Source organism: Embleya sp. NPDC056575, from assembly GCF_042793325.1.
GTDB lineage: Bacteria > Actinomycetota > Actinomycetes > Streptomycetales > Streptomycetaceae > Embleya.
Map to the genome: position 1 here is coordinate 1 of NZ_JBHTVA010000083.1, position 20,855 is coordinate 20,855.

The 20,855-nt window shown below is 72.2% G+C and carries 23 protein-coding genes; 15 read left to right on the top strand and 8 right to left on the bottom strand.

Annotated elements, in window-relative coordinates:
* The first annotated feature begins 148 nt into the window (after nt 1–148).
* Nucleotides 149–1,174, top strand: coding sequence for an AraC family transcriptional regulator ligand-binding domain-containing protein (locus tag ACFRCG_RS41215; protein WP_380041254.1), 1,026 nt, complete (start codon nt 149–151; stop codon nt 1,172–1,174).
* Here ACFRCG_RS41215 and ACFRCG_RS41220 read toward each other — a convergent pair.
* The 3 genes from ACFRCG_RS41220 to ACFRCG_RS41230 form a co-directional block, all read right to left on the bottom strand.
* On the bottom strand, nt 1,161–1,709 hold the full coding sequence (locus tag ACFRCG_RS41220; protein WP_380041256.1) for a GNAT family N-acetyltransferase: 549 nt from the start codon (nt 1,707–1,709) through the stop codon (nt 1,161–1,163). The genes ACFRCG_RS41215 and ACFRCG_RS41220 overlap by 14 nt on opposite strands.
* Before the next feature lie 146 nt (nt 1,710–1,855).
* Nucleotides 1,856–2,611, bottom strand: coding sequence for a class I SAM-dependent methyltransferase (locus ACFRCG_RS41225; protein WP_380041258.1), 756 nt, complete (start codon nt 2,609–2,611; stop codon nt 1,856–1,858).
* Nucleotides 2,612–2,639: 28 nt separating this feature from the next.
* A complete protein-coding gene (locus ACFRCG_RS41230; RefSeq protein ID WP_380041260.1) occupies nt 2,640–3,464 on the bottom strand; it encodes a hypothetical protein in 825 nt (274 codons plus the stop codon).
* Nucleotides 3,465–3,782: 318 nt separating this feature from the next.
* On the opposite strand from ACFRCG_RS41230, the gene ACFRCG_RS41235 reads away from it, so the two are divergent.
* Nucleotides 3,783–4,760 (top strand): acetylxylan esterase, encoded by a 978-nt coding sequence (locus ACFRCG_RS41235; protein ID WP_380041261.1) that lies wholly within the window; start codon nt 3,783–3,785, stop codon nt 4,758–4,760.
* Between the two features lie 8 nt (nt 4,761–4,768).
* Here ACFRCG_RS41235 and ACFRCG_RS41240 read toward each other — a convergent pair whose 3' ends face one another.
* Nucleotides 4,769–5,257, bottom strand: a complete 489-nt coding sequence (locus tag ACFRCG_RS41240; RefSeq protein ID WP_380041263.1) for a GNAT family N-acetyltransferase — start codon at nt 5,255–5,257, stop codon at nt 4,769–4,771.
* 67 nt (nt 5,258–5,324) lie between these two features.
* The gene (gene pip / locus ACFRCG_RS41245; RefSeq protein ID WP_380041265.1) at nt 5,325–6,281 is read right to left on the bottom strand and encodes a prolyl aminopeptidase; all 957 of its coding nucleotides are present in this window, start codon (nt 6,279–6,281) and stop codon (nt 5,325–5,327) included.
* A gap of 92 nt (nt 6,282–6,373) precedes the next feature.
* On the opposite strand from pip, the gene ACFRCG_RS41250 reads away from it, so the two are divergent.
* The gene (locus ACFRCG_RS41250; RefSeq protein WP_380041267.1) at nt 6,374–6,964 is read left to right on the top strand and encodes a MarR family winged helix-turn-helix transcriptional regulator; all 591 of its coding nucleotides are present in this window, start codon (nt 6,374–6,376) and stop codon (nt 6,962–6,964) included.
* Here ACFRCG_RS41250 and ACFRCG_RS41255 read toward each other — a convergent pair.
* Nucleotides 6,933–7,823, bottom strand: coding sequence for a hypothetical protein (locus tag ACFRCG_RS41255; protein WP_380041269.1), 891 nt, complete (start codon nt 7,821–7,823; stop codon nt 6,933–6,935). The genes ACFRCG_RS41250 and ACFRCG_RS41255 overlap by 32 nt on opposite strands.
* Nucleotides 7,824–8,023: 200 nt before the next feature.
* On the opposite strand from ACFRCG_RS41255, the gene ACFRCG_RS41260 reads away from it, so the two are divergent.
* Both ACFRCG_RS41260 and ACFRCG_RS41265 read left to right on the top strand, forming a co-directional pair.
* Nucleotides 8,024–8,455 (top strand): hypothetical protein, encoded by a 432-nt coding sequence (locus ACFRCG_RS41260; RefSeq protein WP_380041271.1) that lies wholly within the window; start codon nt 8,024–8,026, stop codon nt 8,453–8,455.
* 79 nt (nt 8,456–8,534) lie between these two features.
* On the top strand, nt 8,535–8,966 hold the full coding sequence (locus tag ACFRCG_RS41265) for an ankyrin repeat domain-containing protein (RefSeq protein ID WP_380041273.1): 432 nt from the start codon (nt 8,535–8,537) through the stop codon (nt 8,964–8,966).
* Nucleotides 8,967–8,978: 12 nt separating this feature from the next.
* On the opposite strand, the gene ACFRCG_RS41270 is transcribed toward ACFRCG_RS41265, so the two are convergent.
* A complete protein-coding gene (locus ACFRCG_RS41270) occupies nt 8,979–9,887 on the bottom strand; it encodes a Gfo/Idh/MocA family protein (RefSeq protein WP_380041275.1) in 909 nt (302 codons plus the stop codon).
* A gap of 594 nt (nt 9,888–10,481) precedes the next feature.
* On the opposite strand from ACFRCG_RS41270, the gene ACFRCG_RS41275 reads away from it, so the two are divergent.
* From ACFRCG_RS41275 to ACFRCG_RS41320, 10 genes are all read left to right on the top strand, one after another.
* Complete coding sequence (locus tag ACFRCG_RS41275) at nt 10,482–11,501, top strand: ACP S-malonyltransferase (RefSeq protein WP_380041277.1); 1,020 nt, start codon at nt 10,482–10,484, stop codon at nt 11,499–11,501.
* 37 nt (nt 11,502–11,538) lie between these two features.
* Nucleotides 11,539–13,305: a SpoIIE family protein phosphatase gene (locus ACFRCG_RS41280; protein ID WP_380041279.1), complete on the top strand. Its 1,767-nt coding sequence runs from the start codon at nt 11,539–11,541 to the stop codon at nt 13,303–13,305.
* A gap of 161 nt (nt 13,306–13,466) precedes the next feature.
* Entirely contained in the window at nt 13,467–13,937 is a 471-nt protein-coding gene (locus ACFRCG_RS41285; protein WP_380041281.1) for a hypothetical protein, read from the top strand.
* Between the two features lie 3 nt (nt 13,938–13,940).
* Nucleotides 13,941–14,666 (top strand): class F sortase, encoded by a 726-nt coding sequence (locus tag ACFRCG_RS41290; protein WP_380041283.1) that lies wholly within the window; start codon nt 13,941–13,943, stop codon nt 14,664–14,666.
* Nucleotides 14,667–14,872: 206 nt separating this feature from the next.
* Nucleotides 14,873–15,034, top strand: coding sequence for a hypothetical protein (locus ACFRCG_RS41295; RefSeq protein ID WP_380003951.1), 162 nt, complete (start codon nt 14,873–14,875; stop codon nt 15,032–15,034).
* A 309-nt stretch (nt 15,035–15,343) separates the two neighbouring features.
* A complete protein-coding gene (locus ACFRCG_RS41300) occupies nt 15,344–15,865 on the top strand; it encodes a MauE/DoxX family redox-associated membrane protein (RefSeq protein ID WP_380041285.1) in 522 nt (173 codons plus the stop codon).
* Nucleotides 15,865–16,389 carry a hypothetical protein gene (locus ACFRCG_RS41305; protein WP_380041287.1) on the top strand — a complete coding sequence of 175 codons (525 nt, stop codon included), beginning with the start codon at nt 15,865–15,867 and terminating at the stop codon, nt 16,387–16,389. Before ACFRCG_RS41300 ends, ACFRCG_RS41305 begins: the two co-directional genes overlap by 1 nt.
* A complete protein-coding gene (locus tag ACFRCG_RS41310) occupies nt 16,386–18,206 on the top strand; it encodes an ABC transporter ATP-binding protein (protein ID WP_380041289.1) in 1,821 nt (606 codons plus the stop codon). The genes ACFRCG_RS41305 and ACFRCG_RS41310 overlap by 4 nt, the downstream gene beginning before the upstream one ends.
* The gene (locus ACFRCG_RS41315) at nt 18,203–18,874 is read left to right on the top strand and encodes a S26 family signal peptidase (protein WP_380041291.1); all 672 of its coding nucleotides are present in this window, start codon (nt 18,203–18,205) and stop codon (nt 18,872–18,874) included. The genes ACFRCG_RS41310 and ACFRCG_RS41315 overlap by 4 nt, the downstream gene beginning before the upstream one ends.
* A 145-nt stretch (nt 18,875–19,019) precedes the next feature.
* On the top strand, nt 19,020–19,607 hold the full coding sequence (locus tag ACFRCG_RS41320) for a septum formation family protein (protein WP_380041293.1): 588 nt from the start codon (nt 19,020–19,022) through the stop codon (nt 19,605–19,607).
* A 231-nt stretch (nt 19,608–19,838) separates the two neighbouring features.
* Here ACFRCG_RS41320 and ACFRCG_RS41325 read toward each other — a convergent pair whose 3' ends face one another.
* On the bottom strand, nt 19,839–20,804 hold the full coding sequence (locus ACFRCG_RS41325) for an ABC transporter substrate-binding protein (RefSeq protein WP_380041295.1): 966 nt from the start codon (nt 20,802–20,804) through the stop codon (nt 19,839–19,841).
* Between the last annotated feature and the right edge of the window lie 51 nt (nt 20,805–20,855).

The following is a 20,855-nucleotide window of genomic DNA, read 5'->3' on the forward strand; positions in this document are numbered from 1 at the left end:
TTTCGCACCTGTGGAACACCACTCTCCGCCGCCGAGGCCCGCCCGGGGACACGACGACCCACCGGGGGACACTTCACGTCGACATGGGGACCGAGGACGACAGATCCCACATCCCCATTGCGGCCGACCGTGCGGATATGCTCCGGCAGTGATCGAGTACACGCTTTCCTCGCACGCGGCGCGCGTGGTGCGAGACGCTGCCCTGGAAGCCGGGGTGGCGCTGAGCGAACTCGCGCATCTGCCGGGCTTCGAGCCGGAGACGCTGGCGAACCCCTTGTTGCGGGTGCCCACCGCCAGCGTGGTCCGGACCTGGGAGCTGGCCGTCGCCACCGGCCCGCCCGACGTCGCCGTCCGGGCCGCGAAGAGCGCCACACTGGGTCGGCTGCACGTGTGGGACTACCTGTTCACCTCCGCCGGCTCGTTCGCCGACGGCTGCCGCGACGCCGCGCGCTACGTGTCGACGATGTCCGACCCGGTGGTCGAGATGACCGTGGTCGAGGACGATCGACGCCTCACCGTCACCTACGGCATCGCGAACTACTCGCCGGCCGCGGTCACCGCGATCGACGAATTCGCGATGGCGGTCATGCTCAAGCGGGCGCGCGACGCCCGCGGCCCGGGCGTGGTCCCCGTACACGTCGCCCTCGCGCACGAAGCCCCGAAGAACCACCGGCATCTGATCGAGGCGTTCGGCACGCGCGCCATCGACTTCGGCGCCCGAACGAACTCGATGACCTTCCTCGACATGGACGCCGAACGCCCGCGCCCGGCCCGCCCCGGCGACGACGAACTCGGGCTGATCCTGCGCCGATACGCGGACAACCTGCTGGAGAACGCCCGCCCGGCGGCCGGGTGGCACGGCAGGTTCCGATCGGTATTGGCCGGCTCCCTCGGCGGCGAGGAACTGAGCCTGGAGATGGTCGCCCACCGGATGGCGATGAGTCCGCGCACCCTCCAGCGCCGGCTGAGCGAATTGGAGACCACCTGGCGGGACGAGATCGAATCGGTGCGGCACGAGCACGCCGCCACGCTGCTGCGCGATACGGAGCTGCCGGTCCAGTCGATAGCCGGGCGGCTGGGCTACACCGACGCCCGCGCCCTGCGCCGCGCCTTCCAGCGCTGGACCGGCCAGACCCCCGACGCCTACCGGAGAACCGCCGTCACGGGCGCCTGACCCGCACCGGGGCATCGGCCGCCGGCTCCGCGCCGTCGGCGCCCGGCGACCACTCGATCGTGTAGTGCTTGAGCCCGGCCTCCTCCTTGACGAGCCGCATCCCCACCGCCGCCATCACGCGCTGCGACGCGACGTTGTCGTGCGCGGTGTCCCCGACGACCCGGGTCACGCCCGCGGCTCGGGCGAAGCTCAGCAGTTCACGCAGGGCCTCGGTGGCATAGCCGCGCCCCCGGACCGCCTCGATCAGGCCGTAGCCGATCGTGACCGTGCCGCTTTCGTCCGGCACGCCGTGGAAGCCGATACCACCGACCGCCATGCCGTCCTCCCGGCGGCGGATCTCGTAGTTGCCGAAGGCCCCCGGATCCCCGACGGTCGCGCAGGTACGCAGAAACCGGCCACCGCCGGCCACGTCCCCGGCCGTCGGATAGCCGACCTCCCATCGGTCGTCGGCGGCCGGCTCACCGGCCACCACCCGCTCCGTCTCGGCGACGGTCAACGGGTGCAGTACGAGTCGTGCGGTTTCGAGATCTCCCATGGGAGCCTGGAGTATCACGACCGAAGACCGCCCGCATCCGATTTCCAGCCGCGCCGACCTGCGGGAACACCCACCGACGCACACCCACCGACGCACACCCGCCGACGCACACCCGCCGACGCACACCCGCCGACCCCGCCCCCACCTCAGCCCTTGCGCGCCGCCAGGACCTGTAGGCCCCGCGCGCCCGGGCGGTTGTGCTCGACCGTCAGCCCGACGTCCCGGCAGCGCTCGGCGAGCCAGGTCGGGGCGATCCGCAACTTCGGGTAACTGCCGACGTGCTGGGTCCAGCCGGTGCCGTCGTGGACGTGCAGCAGATCGTGGACCAGGACCGTGTCGTCGTCCGGGTATTCGAGAAAGCAGGTGAACACCCGATCGTCCGTACTCCGTATCGGGATGAACCGGTCGATTCCATGCAGGGTTTCGGTCAGGTCGCGGTAGGTGACGACCAGGCGTCCCCCGGTGGCGAGGGCCTGGGCGATCTCGACGAGCAGCGCGCTCACGTCGTCCTTCGTCGACAGGTGGGTGAGCGTGTCGCCCATGCAGACCACGGCCGCGGCCTCGCCCGGCGCGGTCAACTCGGGCAACACCTTGCGGATGTCCCCGTACACCGGCTCGATCGCGGGCAACTCGGCCGCGTGTCGCGCCAGTTCGGCCAGCAGGATCCGGCTGGTGTCGACCGCCAGGACCCGACCGAAGCCGAGACCGGCCAGAGCCAGGCTCTGGTTGCCGGGCCCACAGCCCAGATCCACGGCCAACGCGGACGTCGCCGTCGGGGCGACGCCCAGTCCGGTCAGCAACTCGCCCTGCCCGGCGGCGATCGGTACCAGGTCCCCACCCAGTGTCCAGGTGTAGTTGGCGGCCAGGATTCGCTCGTAGTGTTCGGCGGCGGCGCGGGTCATCCACGGACTCCTGTCGAAGGTGTGACGCCTACGCCGTCGCGACCACGGCCGCGCGCGTGGGCGCGACCCAGCCATCGCACGCAGGAAGAATCAGAAGCGACTCGAACACTCGTCCCGAACCCCACCCGGACGACTCCGGCGCGGACGCCGTGGGCACGAAGGCGGGAGCGGACAGCAGAGCGGACACCACATCCGACGCGGAACGGGAGGCGGACGCGGACGCGGGGGCGCGCACGAACACCGGCTGCGGGGGCCCGAACACGGGCGCGGGCACGGACGCCGGCGCGGGCACGGACGCGGCGGCGAGCCCGGTCACGGACTCGCCCACGGCGGCACCGGCACCCACGGGCACACCGGCCTCCGCCGCCGCGCCGCCGACCCGCACCTCCACCGCCGTCTCCGTCTTCACTCCGGCCCCGATCCCCGTCTCCGCCTCCGCCGCGTTCGACCGCGCCCGAACCCGAACAACGAAGCGCAGGAAGAGGAACCGAGCGATCCCGGCGATCCCGGAAGCGGTCAGATAGACCGCCTGCTCCTTGACCACGCCGGGCGACGACTGCGCCGCGTGCAGCGCGAGCATCGCCCCGGTGGTGAACAGGTAGCACACCAGCGCGGACAGCGCGGCCTGGACGTGCAGTCGGCCCCGCGCCCGACCCGCGCCGAAGGTGAACCGGCTGTGCAACTCGGTCGCCAGGAGCGTGAAGACCACGGTCACCAGGGCGTTGGCGACGGCTATGGAGAGGTGCCCCGTGAGGGCCACGAGCGCGGCGCTCGACGCGAGTCCGGTGCCACCGCCGCAGACGACGAAGCGCACGAACGCGGCCACGGTCCCCGACTTCCCTGCGGCGCTCATGAGTCCCCTGGTTCCTCTTTGTCGACTGGTCGTCGTCTTCTACTCGACAAATCTAGAGGTCCGAAAGCACCGGTGAATCAGTCGTGTGTAGGTACTGCTGTTACTGCTTGGGGAGGACTCTCCCCTAGGGGTACTACTCCCGACGACGCAGTGGGACGACAAAAGTAGTGCCGGGAACCTACGTCCACGGCCCCCTACTCCTCAGGGAACACCCCTGGATCGGGCACCCGTTCGGTCGGCGCCACGCCCCGGATGATCACCACGATCCGCCGGCCTCGACAATGCCGATCAGAGCCGCCCCTCGGAGAGGAACCCGCCATGCCCCTGAGCGACCTGTCACTGCCGGAGTTGCAGCGATTTCATCCGGAACGATGCGAACCGGCGGACTTCGACGCCTTTTGGACCCGTACGCTCGACGAGGCCGACGCCCACCCCCTCGACCCGACGTTCACGCCCGAGGTCGGTCCGCTGACCGGAGTCGAGGTGTACGACGTCTCGTTCGCGGGTCACGGCGGCCAACGGGTGCACGGTTGGCTGGTACTGCCCGTGCGTCGGGACGGACCCCTGCCGTGTGTGGTGGAGTTCCCCGGATACGGCGGCGGCCGGGGCCTGCCGCACGAGCAACTGCTCTACGCGGTGGCCGGGTTCGCCCACCTCGTGATCGACGTGCGCGGCCAGGGCGGCAGTTGGCGCGCCGGCGCCACCGGGGACGACGCGCCCGCGGGCGACGGCTCCACCCACCCGGGCTTTTTGACCCGGGGCGTCACCGACCCTGATCGGTACTACTACCGCCGGGTCGCCGTCGACGCGGTCCGGGCGATCGCCGTCGCCCGCAGCCATCCGGCCGTCGACCCGACCCGGATCGCCGCGCTCGGCGCGAGCCAGGGCGGCGGCCTGGCCCTCACGGTCGCCGGCCTGGTGCCCGACCTGACCGCGGTGGTGGCCGACGTACCGTTCCTGTGCCACTTCCGCCGCGGCGCGGAGATCGCCGCGACGGGTCCCTACGGCGAACTGGCCCGCTACCTCGCCGTACACCGGGACCGCGTCGACCGGGTGTTCCGCACCCTCGACTACTTCGACGCGGTCAACCACGGCGCCCGCGCGAGCGCCCCGGCGCGGTTCAGCGTGGCGCTGATGGACACCACGTGCCCGCCCTCCACGGTGTTCGCCGCCTACCACCACTACGCGGCGGACAAGCGCATGGAGGTGCATACGTTCAACGGCCACGAGGGCGGCGGCGCCTACCAGGACGGCCTGAACCTGACCTACCTGCGCGGCGCCTTCGGCATCGACTGAACTCGAAGTCAAAGTGCCAAGTGCATGATGTGCAGCCCGACGTAGCCGTGCTTCGGGTGGTCGAACCCCTCCGGCAGGGTGCCGATCACCTCGAAGCCGAGGCTGCGGTACAGCCGCACCGCGTGCTCGTTCGTCGCCACGACCGCGTTGAACTGCATCGCCCGGTAGCCCTGCGCCCGGGCCCACTCGATGGTGTACTCGCACAACGCCCGGCCGACCCCCCGCCCCGAGTGCGCGGGGTCGACCATGTAGCTCGCACTGGCGATGTGCGACCCGTTGCCCATGTGGTTGCGATTCATCTTCGCGGTACCGAGCACCACTTCGGCCTCGTCCACCGCGACCACCGCGCGCGACGGCGGGGCCGGCAGCCACCACTCGCGGCCTTGGTCCATCCCCAGATCGAGCGGATAGGTGAACGTCTCCCCGGCCGCGACGATCTCGTGGAAGAACGGCCAGATCGCCGGCCAGTCGTCGCTTCCCGCTTCCCTGATCAACATTCGCCCAGCATGCCGATCCCACCGCGGACCCGCCACCGCCTTTCGCGGAGGTCGGCTCGGGCGGGGGTCAGGTCGTGGCGAAGCGGTCGAGGGCGGACAGGATCGTGGCGCCCATCGTGTCGCTGCCCAGGTGGCCGGCGTCGTCGATGACCTCCAGCGTGGCATCCGGCCACGCTCGGGACAGGTGCCAGGCGGTGTCGAGCGGGCTGCTCAGGTCGAGGCGACCGTGGATCAGTACGCCCGGGATGCCCGCGAGGCGGCCGGCTTCGCGGATCAGGACACCTTCGGGCAACCACGCGCCGTGCGAGAAGTAGTGCGCGGCGATCCGGACCAGCGCCGTGCGGGCCGCCGGTGGACGGCCGCCGTACGCGCCGGGCCGGCCGTTCGGTTCGCCCCCGACCACCGCGTCCTCCCACGCGCACCACTCCCGCACCGCGTGCTCGCGCACCGCCGGATCCGGGTGCTCCACAAGGCGGGCATAGGCCGCCACCGGGTCGTCGCGCTCCGCCTCGGGCACCACGTCCCGAAAACGCTCCCACTCGGCGGGCAGGAAACGCCCGACCCCGCGATACAGCCAGTCGATCTCGACCCGACGGGTGGTGGTGACGGCCGGGATGACGATCTCGGACACCCGCTCGGGATGGCGCTGCGCGTACGCCAGGATCAGCGTCGACCCCCACGAGCCGCCGTACAACAACCAGCGTTCCACGCCCAGGTGTTCGCGCAGCCGCTCGATGTCGGCGAGCAGATGATCGGTGGTGTTGTGCCGCATGTCGGTGTGCGGATCGCTCGCGTGCGGCGTGCTGCGCCCGCACCCGCGCTGGTCGAAGAGCACGACGCGGTAGCGACTCGGGTCGAACAGTTGCCGTACCCCCGTCGAACAGCCCGACCCCGGACCGCCGTGCACGACGAGCGCGGGCTTGCCGGCGGGGTCGCCGCAACTCTCCCAGTAGACGCGGTTGCCGTCCCCGACGTCGAGCATCCCGTGCTCGTAGGGCTCGATCGGCGGATATCGAACGGTCACGGCCGTCCCACCTTTCACGAGTGGTTCTTCGGTCGAAGAGGTGCGCGCGCAGGGGCCGACTCTAATACAACAGCGCTGTTATATTTACCGTCATGACCCCGCCACCCCCGACGCCGCCCGTCGGAGCGACCCCCGGCCCGCGCCCGTCCTCCGGCCCCGAACTGCTCGGGACCAGGCTGCGGCACCTGCTCGACGTGCTCGACGCGGGCGTCGGCGCGGCCTACGCCGACCTCGGCCTGGCCGGATTCCGCCCGCGTTACACACCCGTCGTCCGGGTCCTGACCGCGCACGGGCCCGCCTCGATCCGCGACCTGGCCGCCGCGATCGGCGTCACCCACTCGGCCGCGAGCCAGACCGTGGCGCACATGGCCAAGGCCGGCCTGGTCACCCTCTCCCCCGGCGCCGACGCCCGCCAACGCATCGTCACCGCCACCCCCGAGGCCGAACGCCTGCTGCCCGTCCTGGACGCCGAATGGACCGCCACCACCACCGCCGCCCGCGCCCTGGAGGCCGAACTCCCGTACCCGCTCAGCCGGTTGATCGACGAGGCACTGACCGCCCTGGACCGCCGCCCGATGCGGGACCGGATCGCCGACGCGATGGCCGCACACGAGGAGCAGCCGCGTCCACTCGCCCGGGAATCCGGACCCCTCAGCGCCCCGGCTCGAACGACTCGACCCTGAACCCCGCCGGCAACATGCCCGAGCCGATGGTCCCGGCCAGTTGCCGGGCATCCGCCTCCGTGTAGGTGCCGGAGATCACCGCGGCCCCGGGGATAGCGGATCGCACCGTCGGCGCGACCAGCACGCGACCGTCCCACACGATCGCGACCCGGTTGGCGGGCTCTTCGCGCCCGGCCGCGTCGGTGGTGAGCGTGGTGAAGGCGGCCTGACCCTTCTGCGTCCATTCGAGCTGTATCTCCCAACCACCCGAGCCCTGGGACGACGCCTTGGCCTCCGCCTTCGCCACATCGGTCCCGGTGATCACGGCGGGCGCCAACGTGAGCTTCTCCGTCGCCTTGTCGTCGCACGCCACGAGCGGCACGGCGGGATCGTCCACGCGCGGCACCGCCGGATCGCCGCACTCCGGCCCGCCCGAGGGCGCCGCCGTACCGCCCGGCCCCCCGGCCGCGGACGGGTACGGCGTCGCGGCCGTCACGGCGCGCACGCTCAACTGTCCGGTGTGCGCGATCGCCGCGAGTCGCTGCCGGGTGTCGTCCCCGGACGGCTTCACCGCGACCCGCACCACCAGCGCGCCGTCCCGCACGGTCACCGACTTCACCGGCAGCCGCCCCGCGCTCGCCCGTTTGCGGACGGTCTCCGCCGAGGCGGCCAACTGCCGCTCGTCCAGGGCACGTTCCGGAACCAGCCGGGCCTCGGCGAAGTCCCGGCCGGATGCCTCGTCCACCGGCTTGGTGTGGTCGCCGTCCTTGAACTTCACCGGGTCGTCCGACGAGCACCCGGCCACCCCCAGCACGGCCGCGACGGCGACGGTGGCGACGAGGGACCGGGCGGCGCGGCGCGTGTGCGTTGGCTGAGTCACCCGCCACACCATGCCGGCTCGCCGAGCCGGTCGGAAACGTCCCCGCCGTCCACGAACCCGTGCCCGAGGGCCCCGCGTCCGGCCGATCCAGGGATGATCCCGACCGAAAAGGGCACCTGTCCCCGATGTGATGCCCGCCGGTCCGCCCGGTCCGCCCGGGGCGGGCGGGTGCGGCCGAGTCGACGTGCGAGGAGACAACCGTGCTGGACAACCGCAACCTCCGTGAGCTGATCCGCCGGTGGCGGGCCACCCCGCAGAGCACCGTCGCGCTCTTCGCCGAGGCCGACGCCGCGATCCGGGCGACCCTCGCGACCAAGGAGCGGGTGTTGTACCCGGCGGTCCGCAACGCCGACGAGCAACGCGCCGGATACATCGACGCCGCGATCGCGCAGGGTCGCCGGATCGAGGCGTTCCTCGACTCGGCCGCGCGAATCGGCCCGGAGGGCCCGGGTTTCCACGACGAGGCGCAGGACGCGGCGTCCGCGATGGACGGCCTGCTCCTGCACGAGCAACGCGACCTGCGCCCCGCCCTGGACCACCTCTCCGAGAACGAGCAGAACCGTCTCGATCGCGACTACGAGGTCGCGTGGGTGCAGGAGAGCACCAGGGCCGCCGCCCGACACCGCGCATAGCACCGACCCGACCCCGGCCCCACCGGCGACCCGGAAAATCGTCGCCCTCGGTCGTGGTCGCCCCGCTACCCTCGCCGGCGTGAACAATCGCGAGCGCAAACGACTGTCGGCTCGGCTGGTGGCCGCCGCCGGACTGGGCCGGTTCGCGGCGGCGGCCGCCGCGTTGCGGGCGGGCGCCGATCCGGAGCGAGCCGACCGGTACGGCACCACACCCCTGTACGCCGCCTCGGTGCACGGCGCCGCGGACGTGGTGGCGCTCCTGCTCCGGGCGGGCGCCGCGCCCGACACCGAGAGCGGACACGGCACCGAGGGCACCCCGCTGTGCGCGGCGGCCTGTTGGGGGCACACCGAGACCGTCCGCGAACTCCTCGCCCACGGCGCGGACCCCCGGCTGCGCGAGGACCACGGCACCGGACACACCCCGCTGCATTGGGCCGAGATCGGCTCCCACACGGACACGGCGGCCGTGTTGCGGGCGGCGATCGCCCGAGCGGATCACGCGACGCGGTGATGGCCGGCCGGCTCAGGCGTTGTGCTTCTCCACCTCGGTGACCACCAGTTCGCACATCTCGTGGGTGCGCAGCACGTCGTCGAGGTCGGGGAAGGCGCCGGTGCGGACGGCGTCCACGAAGGACAGCACGAGCTGCTCGATGCCGCGTTGCCGGGCGATCGGCGTCCAGTCGCCGCGCCGCCGGGCCGTCGGCAGGCCGCGGTCGTGGTCGACCACGTCGGCCAGGTTGTACACCTCGCGCATCGTGTCCCGGCCGGAGACCTCCAGGATCTCCTCGTTCGACCCGCTGCGGAGGTTGAGCGTGCCGATCGCGCTGAACCCCGCGCCGGACAGGTGCAGGACGAAGTGTTGCGCCAGCCCGTCCACGACCCGCGCCCGCACGTCGACGTGCTCGATCGTGCCCGGTGCGAGGAAGCGCAGCGTGTCGACCACGTGGATCAGGTCGTCGAAGACGACGGTGCGCACCTCGCGCGCGGTGTCGACCCGGTTGCGCCGCACCACGATCAGATCGCGCGGCAACTCCCGGCTCGCCGCGTAGGCCGGCACATGGCGACGGTTGAAGCCGACCATCAGGCCGACGCCGCGCTCGCGGGACAACTCCAGCAGGCGCGCGCTGTCGGCCAGGGTGTACGCCAGCGGCTTGTCCACGAACGTGGGCACGCCCGCCTCCAGCAGCCGGGTCACCAGCGCCGGGTGCGCGGAGGTGGCGGCGTGGACGAAGGCCGCGTCCAGCCCCTCGTCGAGCAGCCCGTCGAGGTCGGCGTGGCAGTGCTCGGCGGGCACGCGGTACGCGGCGGCGATCCGGCGCAGCGTCTCGGGCGTACGGGTGTGCAGCCGCAGGTCGAGGTCCGGCAGCGTCGACAGGACGGGCAGGTAGGCCTTCTCCGCGATGTCGCCCAAACCGATGACGCCGACCCTCATCCGAACCCCTCGCGTATGTGCGCAGCCGGGCCGGATGCCCGGGTCGTGGCGTGGTCAGCATAGGGGTGCCCTCGCCGCGCGGGGCTCCCGGCTCCCGGATCCACCCTCGCCGGCTCCGGCGAGGGTGGCGGCGGCGACGGCGGCGAGTGCCCGGCCGCGGGTGATCACGTTCGGCCCAACGATCCGGGTGCGCGTGGGCGGCGGGCGGGCGGCGCTCTCCCCTCGAATCGGCGGCCGGCTCACGGTCGGGGCCACCCGGATGGCATACGGCCGAACGGCCGACGCGGGCCGCCCGGAGCCGGCTCGGGCCCGGTGGGCCGGCGTGTGTGCGGCCGGGCCCGGGGTGGTCGCGGCGTGGGGCGCGGTTGCGGGCATGGGCCGGCTCGACTCTCCTGGAACCCTGGGCCGTCTTCATTCCCGACCCGCCGCCCACGGCCCCGTCCCCAACCGCCCGACCCGGACCGCGCCCGACCCGCGCGCCCGGGCTTCCGCCATGAGCGGGGGCGATCCGCGAGCCGCGCGGCGCAGCCGTCGCCGCGAGGCCCGCGCATCGTCTCCTGGTGCCAGAGACCACCGAGCCAAGGGAGAGTCTCCGTGAGCGTGCCACGTACCGCGATCGTCATGCCCGGTGTTGGCTCCTATGTGCCGGGCGCGTTGCGCCGGCTCCAGGATCGGCCCGCCGTCCGCGACACCCTGGACGAGGTCGACGACGCGGTGGGCGACCGGGCCACCCTGCCGCCGTCGCGCCTGCTCGTCGATCCCCACGCGCCGGACGCGCACGAGTTGATGGATCGGCACGAGTTGGCCCTGCATCTGGCCATCTACGCGGGGGCGCTGGCCGCGTTCCGGTTGTTGGAGGGCGACTTCGGGGTCCATCCCGACGTGTTGCTCGGGCACAGCCTGGGCGAGATGGCGGCGCTGGCCGCGGCCGGGGTGTTCACCGCGGGCGACGGGGCGCGGTTGTACCTGGCGCGGGCCGCGGCGTGCACGCTGTACACCTGCGATCCGGGTGGACTGCTCACCCTGCGGCTGGCCCCGGGGCACACCCTGGAGCTGCTGTGTTCGGCGCAGTTGCCGGGGCTCGATCTGGCCTGTGACAACTCGGCGAAGCATACGGTCGTCTCCGGCCCGGACGAGTCGTTGGCGACGTTCGCCGCGTTGGCCGAGCGGCGGGCGGTGGCCTCGAAGCCGCTGACCGTGCGCACCCTGTTCCACAACCGGTTGCGCGAGTCGGCGGCGACCGAGTGGCGTCGCCTCGGTACCGATGTCGAGTTCCACCCTCCGCGCTATCCGGTGTTGTCGCCGCTGCTCGGGCGCGATTACGCCGACGAGCGGGAGTTGCGCGACGGCGTGGTCGGACAGTTGCGGCACCCGGTGCGCTATCGCAACGCGGTGACCACGTTGCGCGAGCGGGGGATCGAGCTGTTCGTGGAGACCGGGGCCCGGGACGTGCTGGGGGCGTTCGCGCGGGCCGCCGATCCGCGGGTGCGCACCGCGGTGCCGGTGGCGGCCGGCGCCGATTTCGCCGCCGTCGCGGGCACGCTGCGCGCGTGCGGCTTCTCGCCCCTCGACCCGGCCGCGCTCGCCGGTCCGTCGGGGGTGCCCGCGGGCTGAGCGTGGACGGCGGCGGTGGCGGCGAGGAGGGAGTGGCTTGCACAGGGATGTCGACCCGGCGGACGACGAGTTCGACGTGGGCGGACTGCTCGGCGTCGAGTCGCGGTTGTCGGTGCGCGCCCGGCTGCGGCTGTTCCACCGGGTCCTGGCCGAGACCAAGGCGCCGATCGCCATCCTGGACGCGCGGTTGCGGCACGTGTACGTCAATCCGGCGATGTCCGCGATCGACGGTCGGCCCGCGAGCGAGCAGGTGGGGCGGTCGATCGCCGAGGGCTTTCCCGGCCTGGAGGTGCCCGAGGACCTGCTGCGCGCGGTGTTGGCCGACGGGGTCGCGCGCGAGAGCACGATCAGCGGCGTCACCACCGTGCGCGGTCTGCCGCGCAGACGCTGGTGGCATGCCGCGTATCACCGGCTCGACGACGAGGGCGGGGTGTTCGGCGTGGTCGGGATCCTGATGGAGACGACCCGGTCGCGGCGCACCCGACTGGCCCTGGATCAGGCGCACCGTCGGCTCGCGCTGCTCGATCGGGCCGCGCTGGAGATCGGCACCACCCTGGACACCGACACCACGTGCCGCGAACTGGTCGAGCTGCTGGTGCCGGTGCTCGCGGACGTGGTGGGTGTGGAACTTTTGGAGCCGGCCGACCCGGACCAGGACAGCGGTCGCTCGCGCCCGGCGCCGGACACCGTGCGGCTGCGCCGGGCCGCGTGGACGTCGATCCCGAAGCTGCGCCACCTCAGCGCCGTGCTGGGCCGGCCCGGCGAGCACATCGACTATCAGCCGGGCGCCGACGTGGCGCGTGTGGTGCGCACCGGCGCCACCGTGGTGGACAACCGGCCGCCCGACGACCGGTTGCGGGCCACCGCGCCGGACGCGTCGCGGGTGGCGGTGTACCGCAAGGCGGGCCTGCACTCGGCGCTGATGGTGCCGTTGATCGCGCGCGGCGAGATCATCGGCTCCCTCAGCCTGATCCGGGCCGGCTCCTCGCCGCCGTTCACCGAGGACGACGTGGAGATGGCCCGCGACCTCGCGTACCGGGCGGCGACGTGTGTGGACAACGCGCGGCGCTACTCGCGCGAGCACGATGTCGCGCTGGCCCTGCAGCGCGCGTTGTTGTCCCGGCCCAAGGTGCCGCACCCGGACGTGGAACTGGCCACCCGGTATCTGCCCGCCGGGCGCAGCGCGGAGGTGGGCGGGGACTGGTTCGACGCGATCGCGCTGCCGCACGGGCGCACGCTGCTCGCGGTCGGCGACGTGATGGGGCACGGCGTGCAGGCGGCGGTGGACATGAGCCACTATCGGGCGCTGCTGCGGGTGTTGGCGGCCGGTGGGTTGGCGCCGGAGGAGATCCTGGCCCAGGCCGATCGGATGAGCCAGGAGGTGGAGTTGGATCGGGTGGCCACGTGTCTGCTGGTCCTGATCGACCCGCGCGCGGGCATCTCCACGTTCGCCAACGCCGGACATCTGCCGCCGCTGCTGATCCCGCCGGACGGAGCGAGCCGGTTGTTGCGCCTGCCGACCGGTCCGCCACTGGGCACCGGGTGCGGGGGTTATGCGTCGTACATCCGGCCGGACGTGGCCGGCGGGGTGCTGATCCTGTACACCGACGGCCTGGTGGAGCGTCGGGACGAGGACATCGACGCGTCGCTGGCCCGCCTGGCGTCGGTGCCGCTGGCGTCGCACGCGCCGTTGGAGTCGCTGGTGGACACGCTCCTGGACCGGCTGGTGGTGCCGCCCGTGGAGGACGACATCGCGGTGGTGGCGGCCCGGCTGCTGGACGCGGGCTCGGCGCGGGAGCGGTAAACCCCCCGCCGGGCGCGTTCCACCCCCACGCTCGGCGTGATCCACCGTTCGGCGGCGAGCGGTGGCGGGCGATTCGGCGGCTTTTTACGTTCCTTGTAGCGGAACTCCCCCTTGAGCCCGGTCTGTCGGGTTCGGGTTCCGGCTGTCCATTGGAGGACGAAATGCGCTGTGCCCGTCTCGCCGTCGTCGGCACGATCGTCGGTCTCACTGTATGCGGTTCGGCAGGCGCGGCGTTCGCCGCCACGCCGATGCAGGCCGATTCCGGTCGCCCCGGCGACACCGTGTTGTTGTCGGACGACAAGCACTGCACCGCGAACACCGCGACCGCGACCTCGGAGGCGTTCACGTCCTCGGTCACGCTCACCCGTTCCGGCGACGAGCTCAAGGGTCAGGCGACCATCAAGGACGTGGCCACCGGCGACTACGAGGTCAAGGTGGTCTGCGGTGAGGGGCAGGAGCTGATCGGCAGCCTGCACGTGATGGGCGGCGCGCCGACCGCGCCGTCCACGGCCGGCTTCGGCGGCACCCAGGGGGCGGACCCGGCGCTGCTGGCGGCGGGTGGCCTGGTGCTCGCGGGCGCGGCCGGCACCGGCTTCGTCGCGCTGCGCCGTCGGGCCGCGAACCCCGCCTGACCGATGGCCCGTTCCGTACCCGAGGCACCCGAGGGCGCCGCGGATCGGCAGCACCGACGCAGTGGCCGCCGCCTGGTCTGGGCGGCGGCCACCGGCGCGCTGGCGATCTGCGGCATCGGTCTGCTGTCCGCCGGGTTCGACGCCGACCGGCCGCCGCCGCGCCCGCCCGCCGCGGCGGCCGTGCCGATCACCGGGGCGGCTCCGGGGCCGGTGGGCGCGAGCGCGGGGCCGGTGGGCGCCGCCGAGGTGCCCGCGCCCACGCCGGAGGCGGCGCCGATGCGCGCGTCGTCGCCGACCCGGATCCGCATCCCGGCGCTGGGCATCTCTGCGCCGCTGGCGCGGGTCGGTCTGGACAAGGACGGCGGCATCGAGGTGCCCGCGCAGGGCGAGCGCAACCTGGCCGGCTGGTACCAGGGCGGCGTCACGCCCGGACAAAAGGGCACCGCGTCGATCGCCGGACACGTGGACACCGCGGCCGGCCCGGCGGTCTTCTATCCGCTCGGCGCGCTCCCGCGCGGGTCCCGGATCGAGATCGATCGTGAGGACGGCAGCGTCGCGGCGTTCGAGGTGGACGGGGTCGAGGCGTTCGCCAAGGACGCGTTCCCCACCGCCCGGGTGTTCGGCGACGCGGCCCGGCCGGAATTGCGGTTGATCACCTGCGGTGGTGCGTACAGCAAGAAGAATCACTACTCCGGCAATGTCGTCGCTTTCGCCCATCTCGTCCCGTAAGAGCGTCGTATCCAGTCGTATCCATATGTCCGCGCATGGATAAACGAGCCCGCCATTACCTGTCGGGAATTGGCGACGACCGCACCGGGCGATGTTGATCTTCCGGGGGGCGGTCGGAATTTTGGGTCTTGCCAATAAAAAGGGGAACTGGAAATAATCCGATCACCCAATCCAAACGGCCCTACCCGGCCGGGAGAGGAGACGTCATGATGCGTCTCGCCGACCGCCTGCTCAACCGCATGACCCAAAAGGTCACCGTGGAAGCCGGTTGTTCGACCCGCTACTACTGTCAGAACGGGTACTACTACCTGCGCGTCTGCTGCCTCAACGAGGGCTGCCAGACCACGCTGATCGCCAAGGGCTGCTGACGATTCGCCGATGACCCCGTCGCGGGTGGGGCAGGCCCCCAACCCTCCCCGCCCGCGGCGGGGTCACGAAATCGCTCTTCACCGCTCTCGCGACAACAGCTTTCCCCGGCGCAATTACTTCGCCACGCAATAACGTACAGCGGGATTACTGCCGTTAATTTCGGGACACCCGACTCACGGGATCGGCGTCCCGCGGATCACTCGACCACCGCTTCCGGCACGGAAGGACGAACGATCCCACCCGACTCGGCGGCGGGCCGCGATGATTTCGCCGCCCGCCGTTTCCGTGTGCCATAAAAGGGGGTGCCCATGGGGTATGTATATGTGGGCTGCGCGTGTCTGATCGGCCTGGTATTCGTCGTCTCGGCGTTCTCGAAGCTCCGGGATTTCTCGGGCTTCGTCGCGTCGGTGCCGCGACTGGTGCCCATGCCGATCGGGCGGGCCCGGCCGGTGGCGGTCGTCGTGGTGGCCGCGGAGACGGCGGTGCCGATCCTGGTCGCGGTCCCGCCCCTGGGCGCACTCGGGTTCACGGTCGCGGCGGGGCTGCTGCTCGCCTTCACCGTCGCGATCGCCGGCGCGCTGCGGCGCGGCCGGCGCTCCTCGTGCCGCTGCTTCGGCGCCTCCGACGCCCCGCTGGGCGCGCGCCACCTGGCCCGCAACGCGGTCCTGCTCGCCGCCGCCTGCGCCGGCGCCGCGGCGGCCGTCGCGGGCGGCACCGCCGACTCCCCGCCGCTCGCCGGCGGCCTGATCGCGGGCGTGGCGAGCCTGGTCGGCGCACTCCTGATCATCACCCTCGACGACATCGTCGACCTGTTCGCGAGGACTGCCTGATGCCCTACCTGGTCGCCGCCGTGGTCCTGCTCGCCCTGATCACCGCGGTCAATCTGCTGCTCACCCTGGGCGTGATCCGTCGCCTGCGCAATCCGTCGAGTCCGCCGCACGGCGGCCACACGCCCTCGGACCCACCCGCGCACGGGCTGCCGCTCGGCGCGCGTCCGGAGTTGTTCACCGCGACCACCACCGACGGCGAGCAGGTCTGCGACTCCGACGTCTACGGCATGGTCGGGTTCTTCTCCGCGCACTGCACGCCCTGCCACACCCTCGCGCCGGGGTTCGCCGAGCAGGCCAAGGTCATGGGCCGGGACCGGGTGATCGCGGTGATCGCGGACGCCGACCCGGAGTTGACGGCCATCCTCGCCCCGGTGGCCCGGGTGATCGTGGAGGACTACGACGGCGCGGTCCAGGCGGCCTTCCACAACAGTTGGACGCCGTGGGTGTATCTGCTCGGGCGGGATCGACGCGTGGTGGCCGCCGGCGGCCGGATGGCGGACCTGTTCAGCGAAGCCCCCGCGTGAGCGGACGGATATCCACCCGCGAGGCGGCCGGCGCCGCGCGGGTGGGGCTGGCGCTGATCCTGCGCGCCGCGCCCGGGCGGGCTCTCGCGTCGCTGGCGGCCACGATCGTTTCGGCGGGCCTGCCGATCGCCACCGCCTGGTCGACCAAGCTGGTCATCGACCGGTTGGCCGACCCGCACGACGCGATCACCGCGCCGGCGCTCGCGCTCGCGGGCATCGGGCTCGCCGTGACCGTACTGCCCGGACTCGGCCGCTATCTGCACGCCCAGATCGGCCGGGCCACCGGCGTACTCGCCACCGATCGACTCTTCGCCGCGGCCGAACGCCAGGTGGGGCTGCGCCGGTTCGAGGACCCGGCGTTCCTGGACCGGCTGCGGCTGGCCAAGCAGAGCACCACCGACTTCGGCGGCCTCGTCGACGGCGCGGGCAGCACCGTGCAGGGCACGCTGACCCTGGTCGGCTTCATCGGCTCGTTGTTGATCCTCAGCCCCACGATGACCGCCCTGGTGCTGGCCGCGGGTGTGCCGGTGCTGATCGCCGAACTGCGGTTGTCCCGTATGCGGGCCGCGATGGTGTGGGACAACGAGCAGGTGCACCGCCGGGAGTTCTTCTACGGCGGGCTGCTGACGGGTGTTCAGGCGGCCACCGAGATCCGGCTGTTCGGGATCGGGCCGGTGCTGCGCGCCCGGATGATGGGCGAACGGCGGCGCGCCAACGAGGCCGAACGGCGCATGGACCTGCGCGAGTTCGTCACCCAGGCGGCACTGGGCGCACTCGGCGCCGTGGTCGCCGGCGGCGGCCTGTGGTGGGCGGTGACGGCGGCCCACGACGGCAGGCTCACCGCCGGCGACGTGGTGATGTTCGTCGCCGCGCTGACCGGTATCCAAAACGCGCTGAACACGCTGGTCGCCTCGATCGCCGCCACCTACGGGCAACTGCTCGGCCTGACCCACTACGTCGCGGTGTCCCGGGCCGAACCCGACCTGGTCTCGGCGACCGCACAACCGACGCTGGTACCCGCGCCCGGGACGGGCATCGAGTTCCACGACGTCTGGTTCCGCTACAGCGAGGACCACCCCTGGGTGCTGAACGGCGTCGACCTGAGCCTTCCGCACGGCCGCGCGGTGGCCCTGATCGGGCTCAACGGCGCGGGCAAGAGCACGCTGGTCAAGCTGGTGTGCCGGATGTACGACCCGACCCGGGGCCGGATCACCTGGGACGGCGTGGACCTGCGCGAGATCCCGCCCGCCGCACTGCGCGAGCGGATCAGCGCGGTGTTCCAGGACCACATGAACTACGACATGAGCGCGGCGGAGAACATCGCGCTCGGCGACCCGGCCCACTGGGACGACCGCGACCGCGTGGAGGCCGCCGCGCGACGGGCGGGCATCCACGAGAAGCTGGCCGCCCTGCCGCGCGGCTACGACACGCTGCTGACCCGGATGTTCTTCAGCGAGGCGGACAAGGAGAACCCGGACACCGGCGTGGTGCTCTCCGGCGGCCAGTGGCAACGACTGGCCCTGGCCCGGGCGTTCGTCCGCGTCGGGCGAGATCTGATGATCCTGGACGAGCCCGGTTCGGGGCTGGATCCGCAGGCCGAGCACGAGGTGCACACCCGGATGCGCGAGTACCGCGAGGGCCGCACCAGCCTGCTCATCTCGCACCGGCTCGGCGCGGTGCGCGACGCCGACGTGATCGTGGTGCTGGCGGCCGGCCGGATCGCCGAACGGGGCTCGCACGAGGAACTGCTCGACCGCGAGGGGCACTACGCGAAACTCTTCCGGCTCCAGGCCGCGGGATATCAGGAGGCGAAGTGAGCGCACGGGTGCACGGACGTACGGTCGTGGCGACCGGGACGGCGGTCGCGGCGCTGGGCGGGGCGGCGCTGTTGTGGGTGCGGCGGCGCTATCTGGTGGCCACGGTCGAGGGGCCCAGCATGGAGCCCACACTCGCGCCGGGCGATCGGCTCCTGGTGCGCCGCGGTGTCCGGGTGCGGGCCGGTCAGGTGGTGGTCGTCCTGGTGCCCAATCCGGCGACTCTGCCCGGACTGCCGCCCGAGCTGGCGGGGTTGACCCCGGAGGAGTTGGCCGCGCTGCCGATGCGACCGGAGTCGGCCCCGCGGCCGGCCGGTCGGCTGATGATCAAGCGGGCGGTGGCGGTGGGCGGCGATCGGGTGCCCCGGGAGCGGTTCCCGGTGCTGCGCGACGTGGCCGAGGAACGTGTGCCCGAGGGCGCGTTGGTCGTGCTGGGCGACAACGCCGCCTCGAGTTGGGATTCGCGCGCGTACGGCTTCGTGCACCGCGATCAGGTGATCGGCGTGGCGGTGCGCCGGATCGCGCCGCCGGGCGGCGCGGCACGTTCCCCGCACGAGGGGCTGGCGTGGACGGCGCCGGCGTACGAGGATGAGGGGGCGCGGGAATCGGACACGATGGACGGCGCGTGGCGCGGGATCGAACCTCGTTGGTTCGACGCGTACCGCGACTGATCGCCGCGGCTGGTCGCCGCGGCTGAACCACCGTGAGCGGATACGCCGAATTCGGCGAATGTTCAAGTACCGTTTCCCTCAACCTTTCGACCGTGGATCGCGACAGGATCTTGGGCGTCCCGAAAAGCGAAAGGTTGTGTCCTTCATGCCCACCATCCACCGCCTGCGCACGATCGCGCCGGCCGTGGCCGGAGTCGTCGCCGCCACCGCCCTGCTGTCCGGCTGTCTCGGCAGTGACAAGAGCGACAAGAGCAGCAAGGCTCCCTCGTCCTCCGCGACCGCGTCCACGAACGCGAGCGCCACCGAGAAGCCCACCACGAGCCCGACCGGCAAGCCGACCGGCAAGGCGACGGGTCTGCCGAAGCCGACCGGCTCCGCGAGCGGCTCGGCCGACGTGATCGACGCGTTCACGTACAAGACCGGCCAGTGCATCAACCAGAACGGCACCAAGACCGACGACGTGCCGTGCAGCAAGTCGCACAACGGCCAGGTCGGCCGGGCCTTCGACCTGCCGTCCACGGTCACGCCGGAGACCCCCGGCTACGAGGACAAGGTCAGCGAGCTGTGCGAGCAGTACGTCGGCCCGATCGTCGACCGGCAGCCCGCCTCGCCGAAGATCACGTTCTCGTTCACGTACCCGCTGGACATGGAGTCGTGGCGACACGGCAACCACCAGGCCGCGTGCATCATCGAGCGCGAGGACAAGTTGCCGCTCACCACGATCATCAAGTAGCAGCGATTCCGCTGGTACCGGTCGAGGCATAGCGGCCCCCGGCCCCTCGACCCCTCCGAACCCCGGCCGGATCCGGCACGTCGCGTACGCCCCCTCGCGACGCGTACCGTCGCATCCGAGCGCACGTCCTCGGTCGAGCCCCCGTGACTCCCCACGGGGGCTCGACCGCGTCGAGGGCCCCTCCCGGGGACCGGGAGTGCGGGGGCCTCGCGGGGGGCGCGGGCCTCCGCTTCAGCAGGCGCCCTTGTACAGGTACTTGCTGACGTCGGGCTGGTCGACGTTCTCCTTGGTGACGGCGATCAGGTCGGTGGAGACGGCCTTGGGGACCGGCTTCTTGTCCAGGGCGGCCACGGCCTGTTCCACGCCCTGGGCGCCGATGTCGAAGGGCTTCTGCGCGATCAGGCCCTGGATGGAGCCCTTGCGCAGCGCCTCGACCTGCTTGGGGGTGGCGTCGAACGCGATCAGTTTGACCTGGCCGGCCCTGCCCGCCTGCTCGATGCCGGTGGCCGCGCCCTCGCCGCTGAACACGTTGGCGGCGAAGACCCCGACCAGGTCGCGGTGCGAGGCGATGGTGGAGGTGACGATCGAGGCCGCCTTGGCCGGGTCGTCGTCGTTGTACTGCACGCCGAGATAGGTGATGCCCGGGTGCTTCTTGATCTCGGTCTCGAAGCCCTTCAGGCGGGCGTCGGTGGTGGAGATGCCGGGCTTGACGCTGATCGCCGCGACGGCGCCGCGCTCTTGGACCTGGGCGGCCAGGGTCTGCGCGGCGAGCATGCCGCCGCGTTCGTTGTCGGAGGAGATCGCGGTCTCCCGGATCGAGGCGTCGTCGAGCTTGGTGTCCACCTCGATCACCTTCGCGCCGCGCGACTTGAGCTGCTGCTCGGGTTGACGCATGGCCTGGGTGTCGGTCGGCGCGATCAGCACCGCGTCCGGGCTCTTGGCCGCGACCGCGTTGACCACCGGGGTCTGGAGCGAGGCGTCCCACTTGTCCGCGCCGGTCACGTCGAGCTTGACGCCGAGTTCCTTGGCCTTCTGCTGCGCGCCGCAGGCCATCGAGATGTAGAACTCGTCGCCCTTGACGCCCTGGACGAAGGTGATCTTGCGCCCGCCCCCGGAGCCGCCGTCGTCGCCGCATCCGCTCAGGGCGGCGACCGCGGTCAGGGCGATGGTCACGGCGACGTAGGTCGGTGTCTTCATCGGGCAGTGCCTCCTGGCGGTGGTGGGGCGATGCGGGAGTGGTGGCGAGGG

What these genes read in the sequence shown, in the direction of transcription:
- ACFRCG_RS41220 (WP_380041256.1), bottom strand. Translation starts at nt 1,709, where the DNA reads ATGGGAGATCTCGAAACCGCACGACTCGTACTGCACCCGTTGACCGTC.
- ACFRCG_RS41225 (WP_380041258.1), bottom strand. Translation starts at nt 2,611, where the DNA reads ATGACCCGCGCCGCCGCCGAACACTACGAGCGAATCCTGGCCGCCAAC.
- ACFRCG_RS41230 (WP_380041260.1), bottom strand. Translation starts at nt 3,464, where the DNA reads ATGAGCGCCGCAGGGAAGTCGGGGACCGTGGCCGCGTTCGTGCGCTTC.
- ACFRCG_RS41235 (WP_380041261.1), top strand. Translation starts at nt 3,783, where the DNA reads ATGCCCCTGAGCGACCTGTCACTGCCGGAGTTGCAGCGATTTCATCCG.
- ACFRCG_RS41240 (WP_380041263.1), bottom strand. Translation starts at nt 5,257, where the DNA reads ATGTTGATCAGGGAAGCGGGAAGCGACGACTGGCCGGCGATCTGGCCG.
- ACFRCG_RS41250 (WP_380041267.1), top strand. Translation starts at nt 6,374, where the DNA reads ATGACCCCGCCACCCCCGACGCCGCCCGTCGGAGCGACCCCCGGCCCG.
- ACFRCG_RS41270 (WP_380041275.1), bottom strand. Translation starts at nt 9,887, where the DNA reads ATGAGGGTCGGCGTCATCGGTTTGGGCGACATCGCGGAGAAGGCCTAC.
- ACFRCG_RS41285 (WP_380041281.1), top strand. Translation starts at nt 13,467, where the DNA reads ATGCGCTGTGCCCGTCTCGCCGTCGTCGGCACGATCGTCGGTCTCACT.
- ACFRCG_RS41290 (WP_380041283.1), top strand. Translation starts at nt 13,941, where the DNA reads ATGGCCCGTTCCGTACCCGAGGCACCCGAGGGCGCCGCGGATCGGCAG.
- ACFRCG_RS41295 (WP_380003951.1), top strand. Translation starts at nt 14,873, where the DNA reads ATGATGCGTCTCGCCGACCGCCTGCTCAACCGCATGACCCAAAAGGTC.
- ACFRCG_RS41300 (WP_380041285.1), top strand. Translation starts at nt 15,344, where the DNA reads ATGGGGTATGTATATGTGGGCTGCGCGTGTCTGATCGGCCTGGTATTC.
- ACFRCG_RS41305 (WP_380041287.1), top strand. Translation starts at nt 15,865, where the DNA reads ATGCCCTACCTGGTCGCCGCCGTGGTCCTGCTCGCCCTGATCACCGCG.
- ACFRCG_RS41320 (WP_380041293.1), top strand. Translation starts at nt 19,020, where the DNA reads ATGCCCACCATCCACCGCCTGCGCACGATCGCGCCGGCCGTGGCCGGA.
- ACFRCG_RS41325 (WP_380041295.1), bottom strand. Translation starts at nt 20,804, where the DNA reads ATGAAGACACCGACCTACGTCGCCGTGACCATCGCCCTGACCGCGGTC.